General features: G+C 59.1%; 21 protein-coding genes. 10 read left to right on the top strand and 11 right to left on the bottom strand.

All coding sequences use genetic code 11. The features are described 5' to 3' along the window. Positions 1-9: 9 nt before the first annotated feature. Positions 10-492: a hypothetical protein gene (locus ACA097_RS02665; protein WP_371368354.1), complete on the bottom strand. Its 483-nt coding sequence runs from the start codon at positions 490-492 to the stop codon at positions 10-12. Beyond that, positions 489-1292: a transcriptional regulator gene (locus ACA097_RS02660; protein WP_371368352.1), complete on the bottom strand. Its 804-nt coding sequence runs from the start codon at positions 1290-1292 to the stop codon at positions 489-491. Before ACA097_RS02660 ends, ACA097_RS02665 begins: the two co-directional genes overlap by 4 nt. Before the next feature lie 762 nt (positions 1293-2054). On the opposite strand from ACA097_RS02660, the gene ACA097_RS02655 reads away from it, so the two are divergent. The 6 genes from ACA097_RS02655 to ACA097_RS02630 all read left to right on the top strand — a co-directional run bounded on the left by ACA097_RS02655 (position 2055) and on the right by ACA097_RS02630 (position 7475). Continuing rightward, entirely contained in the window at positions 2055-3326 is a 1272-nt protein-coding gene (locus ACA097_RS02655; protein WP_371368350.1) for a Rid family detoxifying hydrolase, read from the top strand. A 508-nt stretch (positions 3327-3834) separates the two neighbouring features. Further along, a complete protein-coding gene (locus ACA097_RS02650) occupies positions 3835-5076 on the top strand; it encodes a PAAR domain-containing protein (protein WP_371368348.1) in 1242 nt (413 codons plus the stop codon). A gap of 2 nt (positions 5077-5078) precedes the next feature. Next, complete coding sequence (locus ACA097_RS02645; protein WP_371368346.1) at positions 5079-5594, top strand: DUF943 family protein; 516 nt, start codon at positions 5079-5081, stop codon at positions 5592-5594. Positions 5595-5728: 134 nt separating this feature from the next. Then, on the top strand, positions 5729-6241 hold the full coding sequence (locus ACA097_RS02640) for a DUF943 family protein (RefSeq protein ID WP_371368344.1): 513 nt from the start codon (positions 5729-5731) through the stop codon (positions 6239-6241). Between the two features lie 131 nt (positions 6242-6372). Then, the gene (locus tag ACA097_RS02635; RefSeq protein WP_371368342.1) at positions 6373-6783 is read left to right on the top strand and encodes a DUF943 family protein; all 411 of its coding nucleotides are present in this window, start codon (positions 6373-6375) and stop codon (positions 6781-6783) included. A 533-nt stretch (positions 6784-7316) separates the two neighbouring features. Then, on the top strand, positions 7317-7475 hold the full coding sequence (locus ACA097_RS02630) for a hypothetical protein (protein ID WP_371370468.1): 159 nt from the start codon (positions 7317-7319) through the stop codon (positions 7473-7475). A 210-nt stretch (positions 7476-7685) separates the two neighbouring features. On the opposite strand, the gene ACA097_RS02625 is transcribed toward ACA097_RS02630, so the two are convergent. The 5 genes from ACA097_RS02625 to ACA097_RS02605 form a co-directional block, all read right to left on the bottom strand. Further along, positions 7686-8189, bottom strand: coding sequence for a Bro-N domain-containing protein (locus tag ACA097_RS02625; RefSeq protein WP_371368340.1), 504 nt, complete (start codon positions 8187-8189; stop codon positions 7686-7688). 382 nt (positions 8190-8571) lie between these two features. Beyond that, positions 8572-9771 (bottom strand): DUF4365 domain-containing protein, encoded by a 1200-nt coding sequence (locus ACA097_RS02620; RefSeq protein WP_371368338.1) that lies wholly within the window; start codon positions 9769-9771, stop codon positions 8572-8574. Positions 9772-9966: 195 nt separating this feature from the next. Beyond that, entirely contained in the window at positions 9967-12285 is a 2319-nt protein-coding gene (locus ACA097_RS02615; protein WP_371368336.1) for an AAA family ATPase, read from the bottom strand. Positions 12286-12558: 273 nt separating this feature from the next. Continuing rightward, positions 12559-13713, bottom strand: a complete 1155-nt coding sequence (locus tag ACA097_RS02610; protein ID WP_371368334.1) for a catalase family protein — start codon at positions 13711-13713, stop codon at positions 12559-12561. Positions 13714-13860: 147 nt separating this feature from the next. Continuing rightward, positions 13861-15756, bottom strand: coding sequence for a di-heme-cytochrome C peroxidase (locus ACA097_RS02605; RefSeq protein ID WP_371368332.1), 1896 nt, complete (start codon positions 15754-15756; stop codon positions 13861-13863). Positions 15757-15933: 177 nt separating this feature from the next. Between ACA097_RS02605 and zapE the strand changes: the two genes are divergently transcribed. Then, positions 15934-17004 carry a cell division protein ZapE gene (gene zapE / locus ACA097_RS02600; protein WP_371368330.1) on the top strand — a complete coding sequence of 357 codons (1071 nt, stop codon included), beginning with the start codon at positions 15934-15936 and terminating at the stop codon, positions 17002-17004. 336 nt (positions 17005-17340) lie between these two features. Here zapE and ACA097_RS02595 read toward each other — a convergent pair whose 3' ends face one another. Further along, positions 17341-17886, bottom strand: coding sequence for a transposase (locus ACA097_RS02595; RefSeq protein WP_371368328.1), 546 nt, complete (start codon positions 17884-17886; stop codon positions 17341-17343). 190 nt (positions 17887-18076) lie between these two features. Here ACA097_RS02595 and ACA097_RS02590 point away from each other — a divergent pair, with 190 nt between their 5' ends. Both ACA097_RS02590 and ACA097_RS02585 read left to right on the top strand, forming a co-directional pair. Further along, positions 18077-18919 carry an IclR family transcriptional regulator C-terminal domain-containing protein gene (locus tag ACA097_RS02590; RefSeq protein ID WP_043251368.1) on the top strand — a complete coding sequence of 281 codons (843 nt, stop codon included), beginning with the start codon at positions 18077-18079 and terminating at the stop codon, positions 18917-18919. 105 nt (positions 18920-19024) lie between these two features. Continuing rightward, positions 19025-19294, top strand: coding sequence for a hypothetical protein (locus tag ACA097_RS02585; RefSeq protein ID WP_160286615.1), 270 nt, complete (start codon positions 19025-19027; stop codon positions 19292-19294). Between the two features lie 2 nt (positions 19295-19296). Here the strand turns inward: ACA097_RS02585 and ACA097_RS02580 are convergent, their stop codons facing one another. After that, positions 19297-20487 (bottom strand): type II secretion system F family protein, encoded by a 1191-nt coding sequence (locus ACA097_RS02580; RefSeq protein ID WP_371368325.1) that lies wholly within the window; start codon positions 20485-20487, stop codon positions 19297-19299. 6 nt (positions 20488-20493) lie between these two features. Then, on the bottom strand, positions 20494-20928 hold the full coding sequence (gspG, locus tag ACA097_RS02575) for a type II secretion system major pseudopilin GspG (RefSeq protein WP_160286617.1): 435 nt from the start codon (positions 20926-20928) through the stop codon (positions 20494-20496). A 193-nt stretch (positions 20929-21121) separates the two neighbouring features. Between gspG and ACA097_RS02570 the strand changes: the two genes are divergently transcribed. Next, complete coding sequence (locus tag ACA097_RS02570) at positions 21122-21742, top strand: lytic transglycosylase domain-containing protein (RefSeq protein ID WP_371368322.1); 621 nt, start codon at positions 21122-21124, stop codon at positions 21740-21742. 411 nt (positions 21743-22153) lie between these two features. Here ACA097_RS02570 and ACA097_RS02565 read toward each other — a convergent pair whose 3' ends face one another. Beyond that, positions 22154-23083: an IS110 family transposase gene (locus ACA097_RS02565; RefSeq protein ID WP_371365817.1), complete on the bottom strand. Its 930-nt coding sequence runs from the start codon at positions 23081-23083 to the stop codon at positions 22154-22156. Positions 23084-23155 lie beyond the last annotated feature (72 nt).

The following is a 23155-nucleotide window of genomic DNA, read 5'->3' as shown; positions in this document are numbered from 1 at the left end:
TCGAGCGCCTCAGGCATCGGCAGCGCGGATCAGGCAGACATTGCGCGGGCTCAGTTCCGAACCGCTGGCCAGGGTGCCTGCCGCCAGATCGAAGAGCTTCACGTCGTACTGCGCCCCGGTTTCCAGCGCCGGGTGCACATAGCGCCGGACCAGGTCGTCCGGCGCGTCGTCGGCGAAGGAACGCGAGGCGCTCAGCGTGACGAGCCGGGCCTCGCCGTCGACCACCTCGCTGCGCACTTCCGCCGTGCGGTTCACGTGGTAATGCCTGCCGTCGCCAACGTCGAAGTCCCCCACGAAACGCATCAGCGCCCGGCCTTGCCGCTTCGGGCTGTAGGTCATCGAACCGTGGTAGTGAATGGCGTCGCGCGAGGAGCGCGCAAAGAGCTCGCTTTCCCCACTGCAGATACTCGGCTGTGCGGCGGTCAGCCGGTGCAGAGCCCAGGGCGCGAGCAGCAACAGGCCGGCAGCGGCGACGTAGAGCGCGCGCTTCATGAGTGGGGATCTTGCAGGATGACGTAGGCGCTGCAGTCCGGCGCCTTCGCTTCGAGGCGGTCCTGGCAGAGGAAGAAGCTGAACTCGTCGTCCGAATCGCCCCGATTGACATAGACGAAGGACTTGTCGGCAGCAAGCTGCGGCGGGTGGTCGGCGAACGCCTTCAATGCCTGCTCGATGCGCCTTGAGGAGGGCGCGGCCGCAAGCTGGGCGAAGAAGTGTCGCTCGCCGATATCCGCCAGGTACTCGTAGGCCACGCGATGCGCGGTTTCGGTAGCCAGGGGGCTGGCCCGCGAATGGGCGAACCACAGCACGACCGCCAGGTTGGCCAGCGCCCCGGCAGCCAAGGCCAGTACCCATCCGCGCAGATTGTGGCGCTTGATCGCGGCGATGGGCGCGCGCTCGGCAGCGCGCTTTTCCTGCAATGGCGGAGCTGCGAGCGCGGAGAGGGCTGGCTGCTCCACCAGGCCCTCGAGGACCCGGGCCTGGATGCGGTAGCCCTGGTTCGGCACGGTGCGAATCACCTTGTGGCCGTCTTCGGCGCCGAAGGCCTGGCGCACGTTGAACACCGCATTGCTCAGGCTGCCGGCGGTAACCGGCCGGCCGTGCCAGGCATGGCTGGTCAACTCGTCACGGCTGACCGGCGTGCCGGGCGCCATCAACAGCCGCTGCAGCAAGCGGTACTCGGGCTTGCTCAGGTTGCAGGAAAACGCCGCGCCGTCCTGGCGCGAGCCGCGAAGCAGACGCTCGACCGGGTCCAGCGAGCAGTCCCAGAGGTCGATGGCAACGAAACGGATCATCGGATCACCTCGCGCGTGAAAGTGAGGGCACGCCGCGCCCGGCAGCCGGCAGCGGCTGTCGATTGCCGGCGGCAGCCGGTTCCAGGGCGGAGGGTGTCCCGGGCAGGCGTCGATCCGACGCGGTGCCGGCGAGGCGAGTACGAGGGAAGCGGAGAGCGGAAGGGGAGCAAGGTCATCGGTAGCGGTGCTTATTGTCGTGGGGCAAACCCAGGCGCCCGAACCGGGCCGCCCGGCGGCGCTCTCGCGGCTGTGGCGCGGGAGCGAAAATGCCCTGGGGTTAAAATCAAGTCGTTGATTTTAATGCGTTATTTTTCAGATTTAAGGATGCGCCTTGTAGGCCGATTCCGAACCTGAGGCTTAGTAGTGATACCTCGGACAGCCAGGCCCGGATCGGCGTATCCGTGCCGACTCCCCCACGATCAACTCCGGCTAGCAGCGCTTCGATAAGGCCAGAGCACCCAGCGACAGGCAGAAACGAAAAGCCTGGCGTTATCGGATGGGGTCTAAATATGCGGGAAAAGTCTTACAGCATTCGGAAAAGTTTTCCGTTGTATTCCAGGTATTTAATGCCGGGCGAGTAATGGCGCAGTGCACGGAAGCCGCAGGACTTGCGCTTAGTCAATGAATTATTCGCAGGGTGCTTGTTAGCCTGCTCGCCTTCAAAAATTTAAAGGCTGCCGTTCGGGAGAGCGGCGGCAATTGCCGAGGGTGAATCTATCCGGGCAACTAGCCGATTCTCAGTAAAAATATAGGAATGTTGATGTGAATATTTATAACGCAGTGCTGGCCAGAAATACCGAAAACGCCCCACAAGGCGTCGGTCCATATTCACAAACCGTCGCCTTCTCTCACTACAACAATCTCTCGGCGCAACTACCGATTGATCCCAAAACCGGAAAGTTGGTGGCCGGCGGTATAAAAGAGCAGGCGCTACAGTGCTTCAAGAACATCAAGGCAGTTGTGGAGAGCATCGATCATGGAATGGAAGATGTTGTCCGGATCAGCCTTTTCGTCAAGAACATCGCCGACCTCGATGCGGTAAACGAAGTTTATAAAGCCTTCTTCCCCGGTTATGTGCCCGTCACCACCGCAATTGCGGTTGCAGCCTTGCCGCTGGATGCACTCGTGCAAGTCGATGCGCTGATCTCCAATGGCGCAGGCACCATTCCCGGCGCGCCGCAGGCGAGGGATTTGGTCAAGGTCGTGCGGAACACCGAGAACGCCCCGATCAGCCCGCTGTCTTCGCAATCCGTTGCCTTCTCCCACTACAACAACCTCTCGGCCCAACTGCCCATCGACCCGAAAACCGGAAAGCTGGTAGCCGGTGGCGCAAAAGAGCAGGCCGCGCAGTGCCTGAAGAACATCAAGGCGATTCTGGAAGCCATCGACGTGCCCTTCGATGACCTGGTGAAAATCACCGTCTTCCTGAAAAACCTCGCGGATGCCGAAGCATTAAATGAGGTCTACAAAACCTTCTTCCCGGACTCGGCCATTGCCCGCGCCGTAGGCTATGTGCCGGCACGCTCGGTCGTCGAAGTTGCAGGGTTGCCGATGAACGCACTGGTGCAAATCGAAGCCGTGGTATCGCACGGCGACGGCACCCCGCCGCAATTGGTCGAAGACCGGCATGGCATCGTCATCAAGGCAAACAATACGGCCGGTGCGCCGAAATGCCCGCTCTCCACGCAAACCGTGGCGTTCTCCCACTACAACCACATCTCGGCGCAACTGCCGCTGGATGCGAAAACCGGCGAAGTCTTAGGCGCAGGCGTAAAAGAGCAAACCGCGCAGTGCCTGCAAAACCTCAAGGCGATTGTCGAAAGCATCGACCACTCGCTGGCCGATGTGGTGAAGGTGAATATCTTCCTGAGGAATATCGAAGATATCGCCGCAGTGGATGAGGCCTACACGAAGTTCTTCCCGGATGGTGTGCCGGCCCGCAGAACCCTAGGCGTATCCGCACTGCCGAAAGGCGCCCTGATCCAGATCGACGCCATCGTGGCGAACGCGGAAGGCACGCCGCCCAAGGCCTGATGGGCTGAGAAAGGAGGAGGATCGGTTTTTCTATTCGAGCAGGGCCCGAGCGATTTGGCTCGGCTCGAAAGGGCACCCAGGAAGAACAGGTCTGTCCTCTTTCGCTCAATGCACGCAAGACACTAGGACGCCCCAGGGCGTCCTTTTCATTTGTGGGTAAGGGCAAACCCTCAGCGCAACCGCCGCGCCCAGTCCCGCCAGCCGCTTCGGCCGGCGTTCGCGGGGGGGGGCACCCAGCGCGCGCGGCAGCTCGGCGAGGCTGACCCAGAACTGGCCCTGCCAGTCCAGCACATGCAATGCCTGTCGCTGCCAGCGCAGGTGCTTGTGCCGTGGGCCGAACTCGTGGGCAAGTGCGGCCAGTCGACGCACAAGCCTACGCCTTAGGAGGTAAGTCCCTGGCAACTATTTCCGTCCTGTAGGCAGGAAATTTCCGAAGCTCGAAAAGCCCCGAAGTAAGCCGTCAGACGAGTGCTAGCTTCCGGCCTTTTCTTGCGGAAGGAGTTCGTAAATGGCTGTGGGATATTTCATTCGGATGGGGGACAAGACCACCTGTGGTGGCACCGTCCTGGAAGGGGATAGCGACTGCACGATGGACAGTGTGCCCCAGGCGCGCCAAGGCGACAAGGTGTCGTGCGGCAAAGACGGCAAGGTCTACCAGATCCTCGGCGGCGTTCATTACTTCAGGAGCGGCGGCATCCCCGTTGCCGGCAGCCTGGACAGCTACAGCAGCTGCCCGTGCCAAGCCAGGCTGATTCCCTCGCTGTTCGACGACACCTACCGGGACGACTCGGACTCGGACTCGACTGCATCGCAACGCAGTGCCGCCCCCGCTACCGCACCGCAAAAGGCGCCCACTTCCCCACTCGCGAACCCAGCCGCCGTATCCTCCGGCAATGCGGCTGCATCCTGCCCAGTACCTCCCAATCCGCCCGCACCAGAGCCCCTGCGGCTGCCGGCACGCATCTTCCTGAGCCAAGGCAAGATGGACGACTACGCCGCGCCAGACATGAAGCATGGCGACCTAGACGCGAAGGAGTTGAAGCGCCGCTACGACTGGGCGCCGAACTACATCTCCGAAATTGCCGAACCGTCCCGGCTGAAGCGTTGGCTCAACAGCTTCAAGGTCGACTCGCTCACACGAGAAGAACAGCGGAAAGCCGATGCGCAAGAACTCTTCGAGGAGTTCCACCGACTCGCCAAACCGTTCTCCTGGTATGGGCCGTACCGCTCACTGATCGACCGGTTGATCGACCATATGCAGGGCAATACGGGGGCGCCGTTCAGGCATCCGTTGATGGATCAGGCGTTGACTGAGCATGAGTCGATGGAAAACTCGCTTGAGAAGCTCCGTAAGGTACTAGCCAGAAACATTGAATGGGATGGCGGCTATTACCCACAAGCTAAGGCGCAGTTACTTACAAATGCAGTGTTAAATTCACGTCTGCCAAAGTTCGATGGTTTGATAAATCGCATCGACGGAATGGGTCTTGCTGTACATGATACTGCTGGAACCGAGATCATTTTGAAATCATTGCACGTACAGGGAGATCAATTTTGCGCCGAAGTTCATTATCGCATTCAGGATCATTTTGGCCTGGACGAAAATGACATTGCGCACTCGTTGTACGGAAAACTTCCGTTATTTCAAATTTGGTTCGTATTACAACGTTGGAGTGGATACGATTATCGACCATTTATTACTGAGATGCAGTCTACCAAGCTCATTAAAGGGCTCAGGAGCGACCAATAGTTATGGCCAGAAAGCCGATGATTGGGTTGCTAGTCACCGTACTCATGTTGTGTGGAATATATGTGGCATGGTGCATTTCTCAACCGGTTCGAGTAGACGCTGTGCATCGAGAGGGTGGCGCCTCCCACGTGTCCGTGCTTGTAAGCAATTTTCCTTGGACCGATCGAGGTCGAATAAACTGGTGGTTGCAAAATAAGGAGCGAATAAAAATTCAATTTGGAATTCCTGCGCCGGATGCTGATGGCTCATTCGAAATTGTATTTTGGGCTTGGGATGGAACTTATCGAATAGACCACGGTACCGATGAAGACTCCGATCTGCGCTGCTTCAATGATATGCAGGAAAAGGCTAATTGCATTGTAAAAAGCGACATCCCTCTACAAGTATCACGACTCAAGAGCGGAATTACCATATTTGATATTGGCTGGGATGACCGCAGAGTCTACTCCCAATCCAAGGAAGGCGACGAGCCAAAGCGGCGGCGCGATTGGGAGAAGGCAGAAAATGAGGGTGAGTGAAAAGAGGGGGCGGATTTATTTTTCTACTCTAAAGCTGTCTTGGTAGTCAGGGTTTGAGTGGTTTAATAAGTCTGTCCCCTTTTTCCTGAGATGAACGCCATTAAGACTGTTGACGGAATAAAGAGTCAGTCGTGATGAAAAGGATGTTTTTGATTCTTCCTGTAGTGATTTCGTTATGCCTTTTTGATTGTGGGGTTTGGTGGGCATCCCTTCCTACAAAGATCGACGCAGTGCACCGCAATGGGAATTTTAGCGATGTGCTAGTAAGTCCCTTTCCGTTGACCGACTCAGGGCGTATCGAGTGGTGGGAGAATAATAAGGCGCATATCAAGGCCGAGTATGGCATCCCCGAACCAAAGCCTGATGGCTATTTTGAGATTCTATTTTGGTCTTGGGACGGAATTTACCGGGTAGACCACGGCACAGACGAGGATTCCGACTTGCGTTGTTTTGCAGATATGCCAGGAAAAGCAAACTGCATTGTGAAAAGCAACATTCCCCTCCAGGTCACGCACTTAAGAGATGGTGGGTTTGTTTTCGATATTAATCGCGGCGAGAGATTATATTCTCGGAAGGAGAGTGGTGGCGAATTAAGTCGGCGACAAGATTGGGAGAGAGTACGAGAGAAAATCAGGGGCTCAGAATAAGGATCTGAGTCGTGAGTTAGACAGGTTTCAATAGTCCAGAAAAGCGGCGGATTTAATTGAATGCTTTAAGCCCGCCGTCAAGTCAGCCTTAGGGCAGAGGATGAAATCCATCCTCTCTTCGCGGATAAGAGGTGGACGTGTTCATTAGAACTGCATTTTGGCTGGCTGTTGCGAGTATTTCGCTCTATGGGATGTGGTGGTTGTCTCAACCCGTTCAAGTTGACGCGGTGCATCGCGACGGTAGTTTTAGTGATGTGCTGGTCAGGAATTTCCCTAGAACGGATAGGGGCCGGATTGAGTGGTGGGAGAGAAACAAGGCTTGGCTGAAAGCTGAGCATGGCATTCCGGAGCCAGATGCCGATGGGTATTTTGAGGTCGTATTTTGGAGTTGGGATGGTGTCTATCGCGTTGATAGCGGTACTGACGAGGATTCAGACCTGCGCTGTTTTGAAGATATGAAGGTTGCTGCTCGGTGTATTGAAAAGAGTGACCGTCCATACTGGTCAGAAGGCTTAGAAATGGGAGTTATGTTTTTGATATAGATATTGATCCTGGTGGTAGATATATCCAGGAAGAAGGTGGTGAGTTTAATAGGACGGATTGATTGCGCTTCTCCAAGAAAAGCCAAAAGGTGTCACTTTATTTTTCTACTCTATAGCTTTCTTGGGTATCGGCGTTGGAGTGGCTCAATATATTCGTCCCCATTTTTCGTGGTGGTAATCGAGGGCATGAGGACCGGGTTGTGAATAGGACGCTAAAGCTTGGGCTACTGCCGGCTCTTACACTGCCCGTTTGTGTGTACACACTTTGGTGGTTATCTCAGCCCACTCAGGTCGACGCTGTACACCGCGATGGTAGCGTTTCTTACGCGGCAGTTCTTGTCACTCACTTTCCCTTGACGGATCGAGGGCGCATCAACTGGTGGTTAGAAAACAAGGAACGGCTAAAACTGCAATATGGGATTCCCGCCCCAGACGAAGATGGCTCATACAGGATTGTATTTCGGGCTTGGGACGGCATTTATCGGATAGATCATGGAACCGATGAGGATTCTGATCTGCGTTGTTTCCAAGATATGCAGGAGGAAGCCAACTGCATTGTAAAAGCCGATATCCCGTTGGAGGTCTCGCGTCGCCGTGACGGGTCCTACAGCTTCTATGTTGGAACGAGACTCTATTCCCAAGCCAAGGAGGGCGACGAACCGAAACGGCGATTCGATTGGGAGGAAGAATGAGAGCAGGCCTGGGATCGAAGCAAAGAAGAATCCCGCAAGCTGAATGAGTCGAGCCGAACACAGGCGCAATGAGCTATCGCGTGATTGCACGCTTGGCCGGCAGGGCAATCCGCCGCGCAATGAAATCGCTACCGCGAATGGCGGAGCGTGGCACGCAAGACACGAAGGTCGCTCACGAGCGGCCTTTTTCTTATGGGGAAGGGCAAACTCTCAGCGCAACCGCCGCGCCCATTCCCGCCAACCGGCGCGGCCGGCATGCGCGGGGCTGTCACCCAGCACGCGCGGCAACTCGGCGAGGCTGACCCAGAACTGGCCCTGCCAATCCAGCACATGCAATGCCTGGCGCTGCCAGCGCAGGTGCTTGTGGCGTGGGCCGAACTCGTAGGCGTTGCTGCGCAACTCCGGCACCACCTCGTTGCTGATCCAGCGGCGCAGGCTGCACAGGTCCGAAGCGTTGAAGAGGAAGAGCGCCGCATAAGCGCCGGATTCGCTCACCAGCACTCGCTCGATCAACTCGCCATCCTCCTGGCGCAACCAGCGCACGCACACCTGGTCGTCGTCCAGCCGGCTGGCCAAACGCTCGGAACAGGGATGGCCCATCAGCCGGCGCAGGTCGTCAAGTACGAACCAGGCCTGGTCGTCGAGCAGGACGGCGCGGAGGAGGCGGCGATGGCGGAAGAAGTAGAGCGGGGTTGGGAGGGGGGAATCGTCCATGGTGGAGGTCCTGTCTCTAGTGAGTTCCAGACCGCAACCAGCCGCTGCTAATCGGATGGAGGCGGAACCGCACAGGGTTAGCAGACCGGCACTAGAGAACCGGCAGACCCGAAGGTCTCCCCATGCGGCCCGCCATAACGGCAATTCTGCAGACGAGTGATATCGCCGAAGAACGCCATGCGTTTCCGCTCTCTAGTGATTTTCAGGCTGCTAAACCCGGCCCCGTCGTTTTCACGGGGCGGGTGGAGGTTAGGGATGTAGAGGACAGGGGTCAAGCTTTCGGAGGGTTATTGAAAATAAAACGGCTGGCACGGCGCTACTCATGGTAGTCGACAATATTCGCTATTCGGTCGAATTGGTAGTCAAATGCGTAGAGGGAATGTCATGAAAGTCCGATCACCCAGCTATCAATCGGTAAATTAAGATTGGCTATGTATTCGCTCACGGGAATTGAGTTTAACTCAGCGTGTACTTGGCATTTGAATACGACCCCTGGTAAGAGCTTTTCGTTGAATACATCTCTTGGTAAGTCTATGGCAAAATATCCCCATTGGGCCGTAAGCATTTGTGCTTCTTTGATGTCGGCTGTTTCAAAAAGATGTTCCTTTTCCTGTTGCGATAATGAAAGTTTTATGCATGGTTCAAAAGGTTTTCGATTTGGGAAGACATCTAGTGATAATGCGCCGCGTGCGCTCCAAGAGTTACGGCTGTGCAGGAGGAATAGATTCCTTACTGCGCGGCCTTTTGCTGTGTGATCTAATTGCCAGAAGTATGTGCGGCCAATTTGTTCGCTTGACAGTATCGCGAGTAGACCATCTATAAGTTCGGATTTCTTTTTTTGATAGCGTCGGTCAATTTCGCTCCATTGGAGCCACTCCTTTCGCTCATCTAAAGAAAGGTTGGTGGAGTTTTTGTAATTATCTAGCTTGGTTCTGACGGCGTCCTCATATTTGATTTTGATATTGATTGCCAGTTCTTCGCCGTTTCTGATGCGGGCGATATATTCGCTACAAAGTACTCCAGTCTCTTCGTCATCTTGGAGTGTTAGGCCTTCGTGCTCATCAAATTCAAAGGTCAATCCTTGTTTGATAGGGGTGTCGTGTGTTGTGGGTAAACCGTCTGCAAGTTTTGTAAGTGGAAGATAGAAATGTTCTAAGTCATTCTCTTTGGGGATGCTTAGGGTCCAGTTGGTTTTTGCCTTTTTTAGACTGGAGTCATTTACAATGACCCAAAAGCATTTTTCATCTTTGGGGCGGCAGTAAATAACAATTACTGGTAAGGAATGGCCTTTCCAATAATTTATGTTTGCCTCGGTGCATGACAGTTTGTATGCGTTTCCACTGTCTCTTGCAATAAGCTCTCCGCACTTGATCTGTACAGCTAAAAGCCTGCCAGTCACGTGATTTTTGGTAGGGGTGTCTGTGGCGATGAATCGCTCGAGGTAAGCGTCAATGCCAAAATCATTCTTTGTTGCGTCTCTGAAAATGAATCCAATTTTATAAGCGATTTTCTGTACTGCTATGACTCCCTGTTCTCCTGTGAGTGATGAGTCTAACAATATTGGAAGGATTTTTTCTTTCATAGTTTAAGGTCTTTGGGTGCTTGTGTTGGGTGTGTATTTAAAAGCGTGGATAGTTGGGTTTTTCTATCCTGTGAATCTTGAAGTTAGGAAAGGGAATAGATTTATTTTTATACTCTAAGCATGTCTGGTTGGACAGGGTTAGAGCGGTTTAATAAAACTGCCCCTATTTCTGCACGACAACGACACGGGGATGCCTCAGAATGGAACATCATCCTGATCAGAACCGTTAGCTGCAGGTGGTTTCACTTGGAGACCTATGTTCTCCATTGTATGAGCATCTTGAGCTGCCGCCCCCTCTTCCACCAACCGATCAGCGGCATCGTAGTCAACAAAGCTATCCCCCATCATCATTTTATAGTGAGGCAGGTGCTCCGACTTTTTGAATATCCTGAAAAACACAGCGACATACTTATTCACCATCGCCTGATCCATGGATAGGTACAGATCATCATGGACAAAGTGCGACCCATCATTGACCCAAGAGATAAGCGACTTACAGATAAGCTTCTCTTGCCCTTCGAATTTATCAATCAACTCGTCAAACTTAACCCCGCCAAGAATCTTAAAGTAATTCTCCAGAATTCTTCGCATGGTATTTTGAATGGTCAGGCTAGAAATGTCCGACCGTTTAAGCTCAGCCCAAAGCAACTCATAAGAGGTCTTTATGGGGTTATAATTGTGGCGTTCGATAACTGACTCACCATCTGGCTTGCGCACAATCCAAAATGACTCTTCTGCGAGAGCCTCCTTCACCCGAGCCATGTTGAAGGAGACTTCCTTATGGAAGTAGACATTATGCGTAAGAATAAATATCTGCTTCAGGCCGGAGCCTTTCATCCTAACCTCATCGAAGAGTCTTTTTATGAGACTCCCGACGATAAACAATATATCGCTATCCAGGCTCGACACAGGGTCATCAATAGCCACCACTCTACTTTCCGTCACGCCAGAGGGAGTGGGACTCCCTTTGATCAGATGGTAAAAATAGAGAAAGGTCACGAAAGACTTCTCCCCTTCGCTAAGTGTTTTCTTTGCGTCCTTCCCATCAGGCCTAATTAGACTATAAGACTTCCCATCAGCAGTAACGGCCAGCTTAAAACCTTTGAACCCGAAGCTGAAAAGCAGGGAATTGATTGCCACCACGGTCGGTTCGACACTAGTGGTCTTCTTCTCCAGTTCCTTTATTTCACGATCCTTATCCGCTAGTTCACCTTGCGTTTTCTCTATCTGTGTGCTGAGTGCGGCTATCGTCTTATCAATCTTATCCACTTGCTCCTTATGGGATGTTAAGTCGAGCTTCAATTCCTCCAAGATATATCGCCAGACCCCAGAAGTAAGAGCAGCTTGCTCAGCAGAGAAATTATTTACAATTGCATTGTGAGCCTTAGCCTTCTCGTTCGCGGCTGAGATCAGTCCCTGAATCTCAACTACCAAATCGCCTGTGGCTTCGAGAGCAACAGCCACGCTTGGCTGGGTGACTTTTCCATCAATACGTTGAATGTTCGCGAATAGCTTTGAAGTAAGTAGTTCAAGCGATAATTTATACTTATCCAACGCCAAGAACCTAGGAGAGCTATCGGCCACACCTTGGGCGGCCTGCAAAAGCTGCTCGACAGCGAGCTTATAATCGGAAAGGAGCTTTGAAAGCGCCGACGTCTCAGCCTCAAAGGTCTCATCAAAGTACTCAGCCAAACTCGCCGCAAAGCTATCGGAGGTACTTTGCTGACAAAATGGACACGAGCCTTCACTTTGATTGAAGTACTTAATGCCCTGCCGAACCCAGTCGCTATTATTCAGCTTGCTGATTAGCTTGGCGATATCAACATCTTCTTTCCCAATTATCTTCTTTGCTAATAGAGCTGACTTTTCCAGGTTGGATATCTGCGGATGCTGAACGCCAGGAATCAATGGAACCAATTGCGGCTCGTCGCCGTACAAGGTTTCGGCTTTCACAATCAGGTCTTCGTAAGGAAGTAACGGCGCCTTATTGCTTAGCTGCTCAGCAAGAACTCTATCCCTAAATCTATCTGAACTTGCCCTCAGGCCTTCGAATGCTTTCTTGAACTTGTCATCATGCTTAACCTTTTGCGCCCAGCACTTATCTTTCAAAGCACGACCAAGGGCACTTTTATCAGCCTCTTTACTGGGGGTTGTTTCATCCCCGTATAGTGTATGCCTCTGGTTTTCCAGTCTAACGCTCAGCTTCCCAAGCTCAATCTTGGCGGCTTCGATTTTCGTGAGAGTTTCTTGCTGATCCTCGCCGAGGGTAAAAACCCCCTTCAAATCAGCCACTATCGTAAAGTTCCGCTCAATGAAATCGCTATTATAGACAAGAGCATTAAGGGCGACTCCCTTGTCCCAAATAACTCTGCCGTCCGCCCCTTCATCTGAGGCCGTCGCTGCGATGGCTCGGCTAATGCTAGTCTTGCCAGCACCATTGGAGCCATAGATGAAGTTTATCTTTTGAAGATCACTTAATCCCGCATTGGCGCCATAGGTAGCCAGACCAGACATGTTTATAGACTTTATCATCAGAATCTTCCTTAATCGGATGCTGGGTTATTTAAAATCCCCTAGCCTAACGGCGTAGCTCATCACCCCAACCAATCTTGTGAATCGCCCCTATTTCATTGAAGGCCGTTGAATGTCCGCTTCTGGTCAAAAATGGAAGTTGATATATCGTCCATGACCTTGCCCTAATTGAGACTGCTGGCCTAGCAGTCAGTCGTAGAACTTCATCTGGCGTTGGTTCCTTTAACGCACTTCGTTTACTCGGTAGTGGGCGACTTACTCCCCGCCCACCCCATTCCGCTCATGCCGATAAACACTCACTGCCTCATAAACCGCCTTGCGCAGCCGGTTGATGCCGCCAATAGGGCGGTGCTCCGGTAGGGCGTGCCAGGGGTTAAACGACAGGTTGTCGCACATCACGTTCTGTTCGCGGCTGTCGAAGTCCTGCGGGGGGATGCTGACCAGGGCGACGGTCTGGAAGGGGGAGTCTTTTTCGCTCCACTTCACGCTGACGTCTTCGATGGGCATGTATTTGTTGGCGTCCTGTTTTTGCACTTGCAGTTCGAAGCAGGCCGGTACGCGGTCGATCGAGAGTTGCTGGTACATCGCTGTGCGCAGGAAGTTCGGCAGTTTCTCGTTGAGTTTCGGCAGTTGGTAGCCGGGGCAGCTTTGTTTGGACGGGATGACGCGGAACTTGATGTTGTTCTGCTCGCCGAGCTTGTACGGGGCGATGCCGAAGTAGGTGGCCTGCATGGGGCTGTCCGGTGCTGCCGCCAGGGTTTGCAGGGCGATCAGCAGGTGGCGGATCTGCCAGGTCATCGGGTTCCAGCTGGGGAAGAAGGCCAGCACCTTCTGGCCGTTGGCCTGGGCGTTGAAGTTCTGGCGGTATTCGGCGACGTCGCTGACGAAGAAGTTCGGATGGTTGAACATCACGAAGTCCTGCTCACTGTCGTGGCCTTTGCCGGGCATCAGCTTGGTGCCGGGGACGTCGAGCAGTTTGATGGCCATGCCGCGCGCGTCTCTATCGCTGTCTTGCTGCGGGTAGGCGTTGCCGTTGGAGAAGCGCACCCAGGCGTTCCATTCCTTGCCCGGTTCGGCGAACACGCCTTTGCGCAGGTCGGCGGGGATGTCGGCTTCGACTTTCACTTCCGCCTTCACGCAGCCGTGGGCCTTGGCGTGGGCGTCGCGCAGGACGCGGGTGTTGTCGCGGTGCTGTTCGACCACGCGGATGGCGTCTTCGATGATCGCCTGGGTCTGTTGGGCTTCGCCCGGGGGGATTTCTTCCTGGGCCGAGACCGGGCCGCTGAACTTGACCTGGTAGTAGGCCCAGCCCAGGCCGAAGCCGACGGCGAGCAGCAGGGCCAGGCCGCCGACGATGCGCAGCAGCCATTTGCCGATGAAGAGCCAGATCCGGGTGAGCACTGCGCGCATGGGGCGGTTCCTTTGCTTTCTTGGTTTTCTTCTGTGAGTTCGGTTCGAACAGCTTGCCCTCTCCCCAGCCCTCTCCCGCAAGCGGGAGAGGGGGCCGAGCGGTGCGCTTTGGGGCCTTGGCGTTAGCCGGTCAGCCCTGCTGCGTCGTCAGTCGCATTTCGGGCCCGGGGTCCAGGGCTGGGTCTTCTCGTCGGTCAGGCGGCTTTCGTAGTCGGGGTTGCCCAGCACCTTGAGGTATTCCACCAGCGCCCAGCGCTCGTCGGGGCTCAGGGCGCGGCCGATCACGCCGTCCTTGCGGCAGCCGTCGCGGAATTCGTGGCCGCGGTTGCTGTTGCCCGACACGCTGGTCTTGTAGAGGAAGCCGCCGGGGAACTTGGCGGTGCGGTAGCCGACGAATTTCGGGTCGAACTCGAAGCTGCCGACGTAGAACTGGGTTTCCCGCTCGGACACCGGCGAGAGCAGCTCGAACAGGTTGGGCACCGAGCCGTTGTGCAGGAAGGGCGGGGTGGCCCAGATGCCGTCCAGCGGGCGCGCCTTGTAGGCGAGCATTTCGCGCACGCCGATAGGCAGGTTCCAGCCGTTCATGCGTTTCTGCTCGTCCGGGCTGATGTGGTCCTTGGCGTAGGTGTTCTGCTCGACGAAGGAGGTGATGTACACCAGGCCCTTGGCGGCCGAGAGCTTGGTCAGGTCGAGCGGCTCGCTGGAGTAGGGGTAGAACTTCACGTCCATCTTCTTCAGCTGGTCCAGCTGCCACTTCAGCGAGGTCACGTCGTAGGTGTGGTTGGCGATGTTGCTGGCGGTGTTGGGGTCGGTGCCGATCTCGCCGAGCTCGACCATCTTCATGCGCCATTCCGGGATGCGCCCCAGGGCCACGTAGTCCGGGTCGCCGATCTTCTTCACGTGCGGGCCGTGGCAGTACACGCAGTTGTTCTGGAACAGCGCACGGCCCTGGGAGGCGCGCTTGAGGTCGATTTCGCCGAGCACCTGGGCGGGCCACGTCGGCGGCTTGAGGTCGTGCAGGTCGGTTTCGATCTTGTCGAGCTCGCGCACCAGGACGCTGGAGTCGTAGCGCTTGGCGCCCATCTGCGGCTGGCCGTCGGCGTCCTTGAGCTTGAGGGTGGCGCCCACGCCGAGGGCTTCGCCGATGTTGCGGGCCATGGGCTGCATGGCCGAGCCGTTCCACTGCACCCAGTCGAACTTCCAGATGTCCCACAGCTGCGGGTAGTTCACCGGGGCGTTGGCGATGCGGTAGTTGTCGGGGCTGATGTGGTCGCCGAACACGCCGTTGGCGATGCGGCCGAAGGCGTCGGCGCGGCCGGGGCCTTCCTCGGTGGGGTAGAGGCCACGCCACCAGTCGCCGCCGGCGGTGCGCAGCATGGTCCAGAGCACTTTCCACATGCCGCGGCGCAGTTCGGAGCGGGCTTCGGGGGTGTTGTTTTCCTTCAGCACGTCCTGGGCGAAGTCGCCGAAGTTCCACGGCAGGAGGGTGCTGCCCATGCTCGCCGCCAGCGCCTGGCCGAAGGCGCCGCCGCGCAGGGTGGGCACGGTGGAGGCGATGGAGTGCATGGCCGCGCCGCCGTCGATGCGGATGGCCTGGCCCTTGAAGTGCAACTCGCCGGTGTGGCAGGCGGCGCAGGTGATGTCGAGGTAGGCGGGGCCGCCGTCGCTGTCGGGGTGGCGGGTGAAGCCGACCGGCAGGTTGCCGGGGTTGTAGCTGGGGTAGTCCGCCGGTTTGAGCGTGAGCTGCTTCGGATCGATCAGGAAGCCGAAGCGCGCCAGGTTGGCGGGGGCGGCGAACTTGCCGTCGCCGAAGGGCTGGCGCAGGTGGACGAACCAGTCGTAGCGCAGGCCTTTCACCACGGTGCCTTGCGGGGTGTAGTAGTAGGTCTGGCGCTGCTCGTCGGTCCACTGCGGGAGCGGGTTGAACTGGCTGGGCGGGCTGTATTCGGGGATGTTCGGATGCGCGACGAACCAGAGGGCAATGCCAAGGGCTGCGAGCAGAAGGATGGCGATTGCAAGTAGGATACGTCTGACGATACGCATCGAAACTTCCTTGTTTTAATTGGGCGAGCCATCGTTATGCCAATACGGCGGTGTATTGGCAAGGTGATGCCACGCGTATTTCAGGGCTTTGGCCGAATCAGCTGCCCAACGGGCCGAGTTGCGCCGCCGGAGCCGCGAACGAAGGGGCATCGCCCGCCGCGATGCCGAAGGTGTTGCTTGACCGATCAACAGGTTTTCCCCGACGAATCCGCTGCGGGGAGGGTGCTGCGGCACTTCCGCGTGGTGCTCGAGGAGCGCGGCTATCGCGCCGACCCGGCGCAGCAGGCCGGCATCGACCATCTGGCGCAGTGGCTGGACGAGTTCCTCGAAGGCCGCCGCCACTGGCTGCGCAAGACGCCGGCGGGTGTCTACCTGCACGGCAGCGTGGGGCGCGGCAAGAGCTTCGTGATGGACTGCTTCTATGCCGCCGCGCCGGTCGAGGCCAAGCGCCGCGTGCATTTCCACTCCTTCCTGCAGGAATTGCAGCGGCGGATGATGGCCTTCACCGGGCAGTCCGACCCGCTGGTGCGCGTGGCCAAGGAAATCGCCACGCAAACCCGCCTGCTGTGCTTCGACGAATTCCACGTGCACGACATCGGCGACGCCATGCTCCTCGGGCGCATGCTCAAGGTGCTGGTGGACGAGGGCGTGGGCATGGTCTGCACCTCCAACTACCCGCCCGAGGGCCTGTGCCCGAACCCGCTGTACCGCGAACGCTTCCGCCCGGCCATCGAGCTGCTGGAGAAGCGTTTCGACGTGGTGCCGCTGGACGGCGGCGAGGACTACCGCCTGCGCGCCTCGCCGCTGGAGCACTGGGGCAGCTACCTGTGGCCGGCGGAGGCCGACGACCTGGAGCTGATCGGCGGCCGCCTGGGGCTGGACGAGCAGGCGAGCTTCCAGCAGGTGCTGGACGTCAACCACCACCCGCTGCGTGTCCACGCGCTGGAGGAGGGGCGAGCCTGGCTCGACTTCAGCGAACTCTTCGAGCGCCCGCGCTCGGCCTCGGACTACCTGTGGCTGATCGAGAACTTCCCGCGCATGGCGGTCAGCGGCCTCGGCCCGCTGGGCAACTACCCGCCGGACGTGAGCATGCGCTTCCTCAACTTCATCGACATCGCCTACGACCGCCAGCTGCGCCTGCAGCTGTTCGCCAAGGTGTCCCTGGAAAAGCTCGCCGAGGGCGGCGCGGCCACGGACTTCGCCCGTACGCTCAGCCGGTTGCGGCAGTTGAAGCTGGAGCCGTTGTGACTAGGACGCGCGTCTGGCGATAGCCCGGCGCGGCGGTCGGCCATGCGGCGGATAAGCCGTAGGCTTATTCGCCCTACGGGTTCGGTGTAGGGCGCCTAACCGCAAGGCGGTTATGCGCCGGGGCGTTTGGTGGCGGTCCGGCGCGGCGGCCGGGCATGTGGCGGATAAGCCGTAGGCTTATTCGCCCTACGGGTTCGACGTAGGGTGCATAACCGCGAGGCGGTTATGTGCCGGGGCGTTTGGTGGCGGTCCGGCGCGGCGGCCGGGCATGCGGCGGATAAGCCGTAGGCTTATTCGCCCTACGGGTTTGGCGTAGGGCGCCTAACCGCGAGGCGGTTATGCGCCGGGGCGTTCCGCGGCACGGACATCCAGGCTCGGGTCGCCCGCCCAGTCCACCGGATAGATGCCTTGGGTGACCGCGCGGTGAAAAGTCGAGTACGGCCAGTCTTTTACCGCCGTTACCAGTCCATGCTTCACCGGGTTGATGTGGATGTAATCGAAATGCCGCCGGTAATCCGTCTCGTCACGGATCAGGTGTTCCCAATAGCGGGATTGCCAGATACCGCGCCGCCCTCTGAGCCATTCCGAGTCGGTGAGATGGTCACCCTGCGGTAGGAATGTGTCCCGCGCGAAGCCGGATTTGATGGCCTTCCAGCGCGTGGCGAAGTCGGCGTCGCCCGGCGGCAGTGTCCAGAGGCAGTGCATGTGTTCCGGGAGCACGACCCAGGCGTCGATGCGGAATGGATGACGGCGTTTGGTCCTGCCGATCACCTGGCGGAGCAGGTCGATTTCGCGCACGAGCAGATCGGCATTGCGATTGCGCAGGGTGACGGTGAAGAAATAGGTGCCGCCCGGCACCCAGGCGCGTCGGTAGTTCGGCATTGGGAGGCATCCATGTAGCCGGGGGCCTCGGAGCGTATCCCGGCCGAGCGGCGGATAACCCGTAGGGTTATTCGCCCTACAGGAATCTCAGCCCAGCCCGACCTGTCGTTCGATAATCGGCTAATTGTGTTTGCGATTATCGCCCGGCGCTTCGATAATCGGCCGCACCGTCTGCTTGCAGGGTTTCGCCATGACCGATGAACTCCATCACAGCCCGACGCCTTTGGCGCCGCCGATCATTGCATCGCCCGCCAAGCGCATCGAGGCTTTCACCGGCGATCCGAACTTCATGACCTCGCTCGCCCGGGGGCTGGCGGTGATCCATGCGTTCCAGGAGCGCAAGCGCCACCTGACCATCGCGCAGATCAGCCACCGCACCGAGATTCCCCGCGCGGCCGTACGCCGTTGCCTGCACACGCTGATGAAGCTGGGTTACGTGACCACCGACGGGCGCACCTATTCGCTGCTGCCCAAGGTGCTCACCCTGGGCCATGCGTACCTGTCCTCGACGCCGCTGGCGGTCACCGCGCAGCCGATCCTCGACCGCATCAGCGAGCAGCTGCGCGAGGCCTGCTCGATGGCCACGCTCGAAGGCGAGGAGATCCTCTACATCGCTCGCTCGGCGACGCCGCAGCGGCTGATTTCGGTGGACCTGAGCGTCGGCAGCCGGCTGCCGGCTTACTGCACGTCCATGGGCCGCATCCTGCTCGCCGGGCTGGACGACCAGGCGCTGGAGGATTACCTGGCCCACGCCGACCTGCAGGTGAAGACCAGCCGCACCGTGTGCACGCCCGAGGGGCTGCGCGCGAGCATCGGCGAAATTCGCCGGCAGGGCTGGGTGATCATCGACCAGGAGCTGGAGATGGGCCTGCGTTCGGTGGCGGTGCCGCTGAAGGACTCCGCCGGCCAGGTGCTGGCCGCGCTGAACGTCGGCACCCACGTCGGCCGCGTATCGCGCCAGGAGCTGGAGACGCGCTTCCTGCCGGTGCTGCTGGAGGCCAGCCGCGAGTTGGGCACCCGGCTGTTCCACTGAGCGCTCAACTTTCCACGCTCGTCCGTCTGCAAGTATCCGTCGCGGATACATTTGCTGGCTGTTTGCTATGGTTTTGATACCTCCACCAGCAGGACCCGGAACCGCATGACGCCTGGCCGCAAGAAGCTGCTGATCAAGTCCCTCGATCTCCTGGCAGTCTGCGGTCTCGGTGTATCCCTGGTACTGATCGTAAATGGATTGCAAACGATAATCTTTGTTACCTCCCATCACTGGAGCGACTGGACGCGGCATCTGCTGGAGTTCGAGGGCGGCCTGCTGCACGTGTTCCTGCCGTTCCTGTTCGGCCTGGTCTGCCTGATCGCCCGCGAGGTGGTGGCGCGCATCGGCCCGCCGCATGACGACGACCTCGCCTGAACTCAGCGAATGCTCGAGGCGAGTTCAAAGATCGGGATGTACATCAGGATCACGATGACCCCGATGAGGATGCCGATGCCGGTCATCAGCAGCGGCTCGAACAGGCGCATGAACCAGTCCATCCAGCGGCTCAGCTCTTCGTCGTAGAAGTCCGCCGTGCGCTCCATCATTTCCCCTAGATTCCCCGACTGTTCACCCGCGCGCAGCAGGCGCAGCGACACGGGCGTGGCCAATCGATTGACCTCGAGTGCGGCCGACAAGGCACGCCCTTCGCGGATCAGCCGGCAGGCCTCGTCCAGCCGCGTGCGCGAGGCGGCGCCGAGCAGGTTGCGGGCCATCTCCATGGCAGTCAGCAGCGGAATGCCGCCCTGCAGCAGGATGCCCAGCGAGCGGTAGAAGCGCGCCAGCTCGTACATCACCAGGCGCCGGTGAATGGCTGGCAGGTGTTCGAGCAGCTCGCCGAGCAGGGCGCGGAAGCGTGGCTGGCGCAGCAACAGGGTGAAGCCCAGGACCAACGCCAGCGCGGTGGCCATCAGCGTCTGCTGGTGGTCGTGGAAGAACAGGCCGCCGCTCATCAGCACCCGCGACAGCCACGGCAGGTTGGTGCCCAGCCCCTCGAACACCAGGCTGAAGCGCGGCACCACGTAGCCCATGAGGAACAGCAGCACGCCACCGCCGACTATCAACAGCAGCGCCGGGTAGACCGAGGCGCTGGTGACCTTCTGGCGTACCTCGTCGATGCGCTGCCGGTAGGCCACGTAGCGGCTGAGCGCGGCGCTCACCGCGCCGGTCTTTTCACTCGATTGCACCAGCGCCACGTACAGCGGCGGGAAGACTTGCGGCAGCAGCGTCAGCGCCTGCGACAGCGACTTGCCTTCGTAGAGCAGGCGCACCAGCTCCTCCAGGGTCTTGCGGGCGAGGTTCGCGCCTTCCTTCTCGGCCAGGCTTTCCAGCGCATCGATCAGCGGCAGGCCGGCGTCGAGCAGGGTGGTTAGTTCCTGGCTGAACAGCACCAGGGGGAACTGCTCGCGCCGTTGCAGACCGCGCAGCGACAAACCGCCGGCACCGCGCAGGGCGAGCACGCGCAGGCCCTGCTGCTCGGCCTGGCGGCGCGCCTCGGTCGGGCTCGCGGCCTCGATCTGGCAGTGCACAACGGCGGCCTGGGCGTCGAGCGCCTTGATCCGGAAGCGCATGGCCGGTCACTGCCAACTGGTGACTTCGGCGTTCTCGCCGTCGCCGCCGGGTTGGCCGTCCTTGCCCATCGACATCAGGTCGTAGTCGCCGTTCTCGCCCGGCGAGCGGTAGATGTAGTCGCGGCCCCAAGGGTCCTGCGGCACGGCTTTCGCCAGGTACGGACCCTTCCAGCGCGCCTCGCCGCTGGGCGCATTCACCAGGGCCTGCAGGCCTTGCTCGGAGGAGGGGTAGTGGCCGGTCTCCAGGCGATACAGGTCCAGGGCCTTGCCCAGGCCCTCGATCTGCGCCCGCGCCACCTTGGCCTCGGAGCGCCCCAGCTGGCTGAAGTATTTCGGCGCCACCAGGCCGGCGAGCAGGCCGAGCACCACCAGTACTACCAGCAGTTCCAGGAGGGTGAAGCCCGCCATGCGAGGGCGGGCGAAAGCGGGGCGAGCGTTCATCGACGATCTCCTGAGCGGACGGGCCGAGCCCTGGTCGAGAGGGGCTATGCAAGCCCTGTGCAAAGTCGCACCCATGCAGCCAGGCCGCATGGCAGCTGGGTTTCGCGGGCGGGCACGGGCTTTGCGTGAAGGGGGCAAAGGGCGCCGGGAGTGGGGAATTTCCCCCGTTCAGCACCGGCGCCGGGAGTCGAGCATGGCGCGGGCGAAATCCTTGGCAGTGGCCTGGCTGGCGTTGCTGCTGGCCGCAGCGGATGGGGCACGGGCGGATATCTACGTGTCCGAGGGCGCCGACGGCAGCCTGGAACTCTCCAACCTGCAGCAGCCGGGGCGCCGCTATACGCAGGTGTACCCGGAGCCGATGCCGGCGCCGGGCCCTGGCAAGCTGGTGCTCGGCGGCTGGAGCGAGGACCTGAAACAGCGCCCCTACGCCGAACTGATCGAAACCGCCGCCGCGGCCAACGACCTGCCGCCGGCGCTGCTGCACGCACTCATCCAGGTGGAATCGGGCTACGACGCGCGTGCCCGCTCGCACAAAGGCGCCGCGGGATTGATGCAGCTGATGCCCGACACCGCAAGGCAGATGGGCGTGGGCGACGTCTGGGACCCGGCGGCGAACATCCGCGGCGGCGCGCGCTACCTCAAGCAGCTGCTGCAGCGCTTCGACAACGACCTGGCCCTGGCGGTAGCCGCCTACAACGCCGGCCCCGAAGCGGTCAGCAAGGCCGGCAAGGTGCCGGCCTACGCGGAAACCCAGCGCTACGTACCGAACGTGCTGGAGAGCTACAAGCGCCTGTCGAAAGCCGCCCCCCTCTGAGCCAACCCCGGGAGTGGGGAATTTCCCCGTGGGTGGGGGCAGCCCCGGTTTGCCCCGAAAGCGCGGATTGCATCCGCGAAAATCCCCTCGCCGATTCCAGCGTGTAGGAGCGCGCCATGCGCGCGATCGCGGCCATGGGCCGCTCCTACAGGGGAACACCGTGCCGTGCGGTTCGCGAGCAAGCTCGCTCCTACGAAGAACAGCATCGCTTCGCTCTGGCTCTTAGGTCTTCCAGCGAAACATCCGCACACGCCGAACGCTCCTTTCAGAAGGCCGAGCGAAACCCCCGTTGAGGAGGTCGGGCGACAGGGATGTCGCACAAGCCCCGATTTGTACAAGACATTGGATCCCTGCGTTCGCGGGGAAGACGTGAATGGGGGCGCGGTGCGTGGGTGTAGGAGCAACTGTCTTTCACTCGGCACCTGTTCTCCAGCAGGTGCCGTCTCTGACCATGGCATTCAACCGTACGATGAGTACGCGCATGCAGGCCACCAGAGCGACCTTCGCGCAGCGCCCGTTCTCGCGCAGGCAGTGGTAACGCTGGGAGAAGTCGTTCTGGTAGCGAATGACCGACCAGGTCGCCATGTACAGGATGCGCCGCATCATGCCGCGCCCGCCGCGGATACGACGCTGGCCTGACTTCTGGCCGCTGTCGCTGTTGTAGGGCGCGAGTCCCACCAGAGCGGCGATCTGGCGCCGATTCAGTTGCCCCAGCTCCGGCAAATACGCCAGCAACCCAGCAACAGTGACAGGGCCGATGCCCTTGACCTGAGCAAGCTGCTGGGCCTGCTCGGAGTCCACGGCAGCCATGGCCTTGGCAATTTCCCGGTCATAGCGGCGAATCATGTCTTTCAAGGCCTTGATGGCATCCTCCAGGCATTTCCGCACAAATGCGTCCCTGGCCTGAGGCAAACGACGACGCTCGTCATCACGCTGGCTGACCAGCTGTTCCCGGCGCTGTACCAGCTCGCGTAGCCGATCGCGCTCTGGTGAAGGGACAGTGCTAGGGGCCTCCTCCAGCGTCTGGGCCAGGTGTGCCAGCACGGCCGCATCGATGGGGTCGGTCTTGGCCTGCTTGCCCATGGCGGTGGCAAACGCCCGCACCCGCACGGGGTTCAGCCGCGAGATGGCGTGGTTGGCCCGGGACAAGGCGAACATGACCGGAGTCTCATAGCCGCCAGTAGCCTCCAGTACGATCCGAGCAGGCTTGTCTTCGGCGAGCAGCGCTATGAGTTGCTGATGCCCCGCCTCATCATTGGAGACGCTGAAGCTCTTGCCCTGCGGCCGAAGCCATACGGCCAGCGAGTCCTTGGCCACATCGATACCTACCCAACACGTCATGATCAAACCCTCGTAAAATCCATGGCGAGAGCACTCTGACTGCCCACGCTTGTGGTTCGAGGTTTGACTCGT

The organism is Pseudomonas sp. QL9 (assembly GCF_041409665.1).
GTDB classification, from domain to species: Bacteria; Pseudomonadota; Gammaproteobacteria; order Pseudomonadales; family Pseudomonadaceae; genus Pseudomonas; species Pseudomonas knackmussii.
Note: the sequence above shows the minus strand (reverse complement) of the source record. Positions and strands in the feature narration are given on the sequence as shown.

What these genes read in the sequence shown, in the direction of transcription:
- ACA097_RS02665 (WP_371368354.1), bottom strand. Translation starts at nt 492, where the DNA reads ATGAAGCGCGCGCTCTACGTCGCCGCTGCCGGCCTGTTGCTGCTCGCG.
- ACA097_RS02660 (WP_371368352.1), bottom strand. Translation starts at nt 1,292, where the DNA reads ATGATCCGTTTCGTTGCCATCGACCTCTGGGACTGCTCGCTGGACCCG.
- ACA097_RS02650 (WP_371368348.1), top strand. Translation starts at nt 3,835, where the DNA reads ATGGCTGTGGGATATTTCATTCGGATGGGGGACAAGACCACCTGTGGT.
- ACA097_RS02645 (WP_371368346.1), top strand. Translation starts at nt 5,079, where the DNA reads ATGGCCAGAAAGCCGATGATTGGGTTGCTAGTCACCGTACTCATGTTG.
- ACA097_RS02640 (WP_371368344.1), top strand. Translation starts at nt 5,729, where the DNA reads ATGAAAAGGATGTTTTTGATTCTTCCTGTAGTGATTTCGTTATGCCTT.
- ACA097_RS02630 (WP_371370468.1), top strand. Translation starts at nt 7,317, where the DNA reads ATGCAGGAGGAAGCCAACTGCATTGTAAAAGCCGATATCCCGTTGGAG.
- ACA097_RS02625 (WP_371368340.1), bottom strand. Translation starts at nt 8,189, where the DNA reads ATGGACGATTCCCCCCTCCCAACCCCGCTCTACTTCTTCCGCCATCGC.
- ACA097_RS02620 (WP_371368338.1), bottom strand. Translation starts at nt 9,771, where the DNA reads ATGAAAGAAAAAATCCTTCCAATATTGTTAGACTCATCACTCACAGGA.
- ACA097_RS02615 (WP_371368336.1), bottom strand. Translation starts at nt 12,285, where the DNA reads ATGTCTGGTCTGGCTACCTATGGCGCCAATGCGGGATTAAGTGATCTT.
- ACA097_RS02610 (WP_371368334.1), bottom strand. Translation starts at nt 13,713, where the DNA reads ATGCGCGCAGTGCTCACCCGGATCTGGCTCTTCATCGGCAAATGGCTG.
- ACA097_RS02605 (WP_371368332.1), bottom strand. Translation starts at nt 15,756, where the DNA reads ATGCGTATCGTCAGACGTATCCTACTTGCAATCGCCATCCTTCTGCTC.
- ACA097_RS02595 (WP_371368328.1), bottom strand. Translation starts at nt 17,886, where the DNA reads ATGCCGAACTACCGACGCGCCTGGGTGCCGGGCGGCACCTATTTCTTC.
- ACA097_RS02590 (WP_043251368.1), top strand. Translation starts at nt 18,077, where the DNA reads ATGACCGATGAACTCCATCACAGCCCGACGCCTTTGGCGCCGCCGATC.
- ACA097_RS02585 (WP_160286615.1), top strand. Translation starts at nt 19,025, where the DNA reads ATGACGCCTGGCCGCAAGAAGCTGCTGATCAAGTCCCTCGATCTCCTG.
- ACA097_RS02580 (WP_371368325.1), bottom strand. Translation starts at nt 20,487, where the DNA reads ATGCGCTTCCGGATCAAGGCGCTCGACGCCCAGGCCGCCGTTGTGCAC.
- gspG (WP_160286617.1), bottom strand. Translation starts at nt 20,928, where the DNA reads ATGAACGCTCGCCCCGCTTTCGCCCGCCCTCGCATGGCGGGCTTCACC.
- ACA097_RS02570 (WP_371368322.1), top strand. Translation starts at nt 21,122, where the DNA reads ATGGCGCGGGCGAAATCCTTGGCAGTGGCCTGGCTGGCGTTGCTGCTG.
- ACA097_RS02565 (WP_371365817.1), bottom strand. Translation starts at nt 23,083, where the DNA reads ATGACGTGTTGGGTAGGTATCGATGTGGCCAAGGACTCGCTGGCCGTA.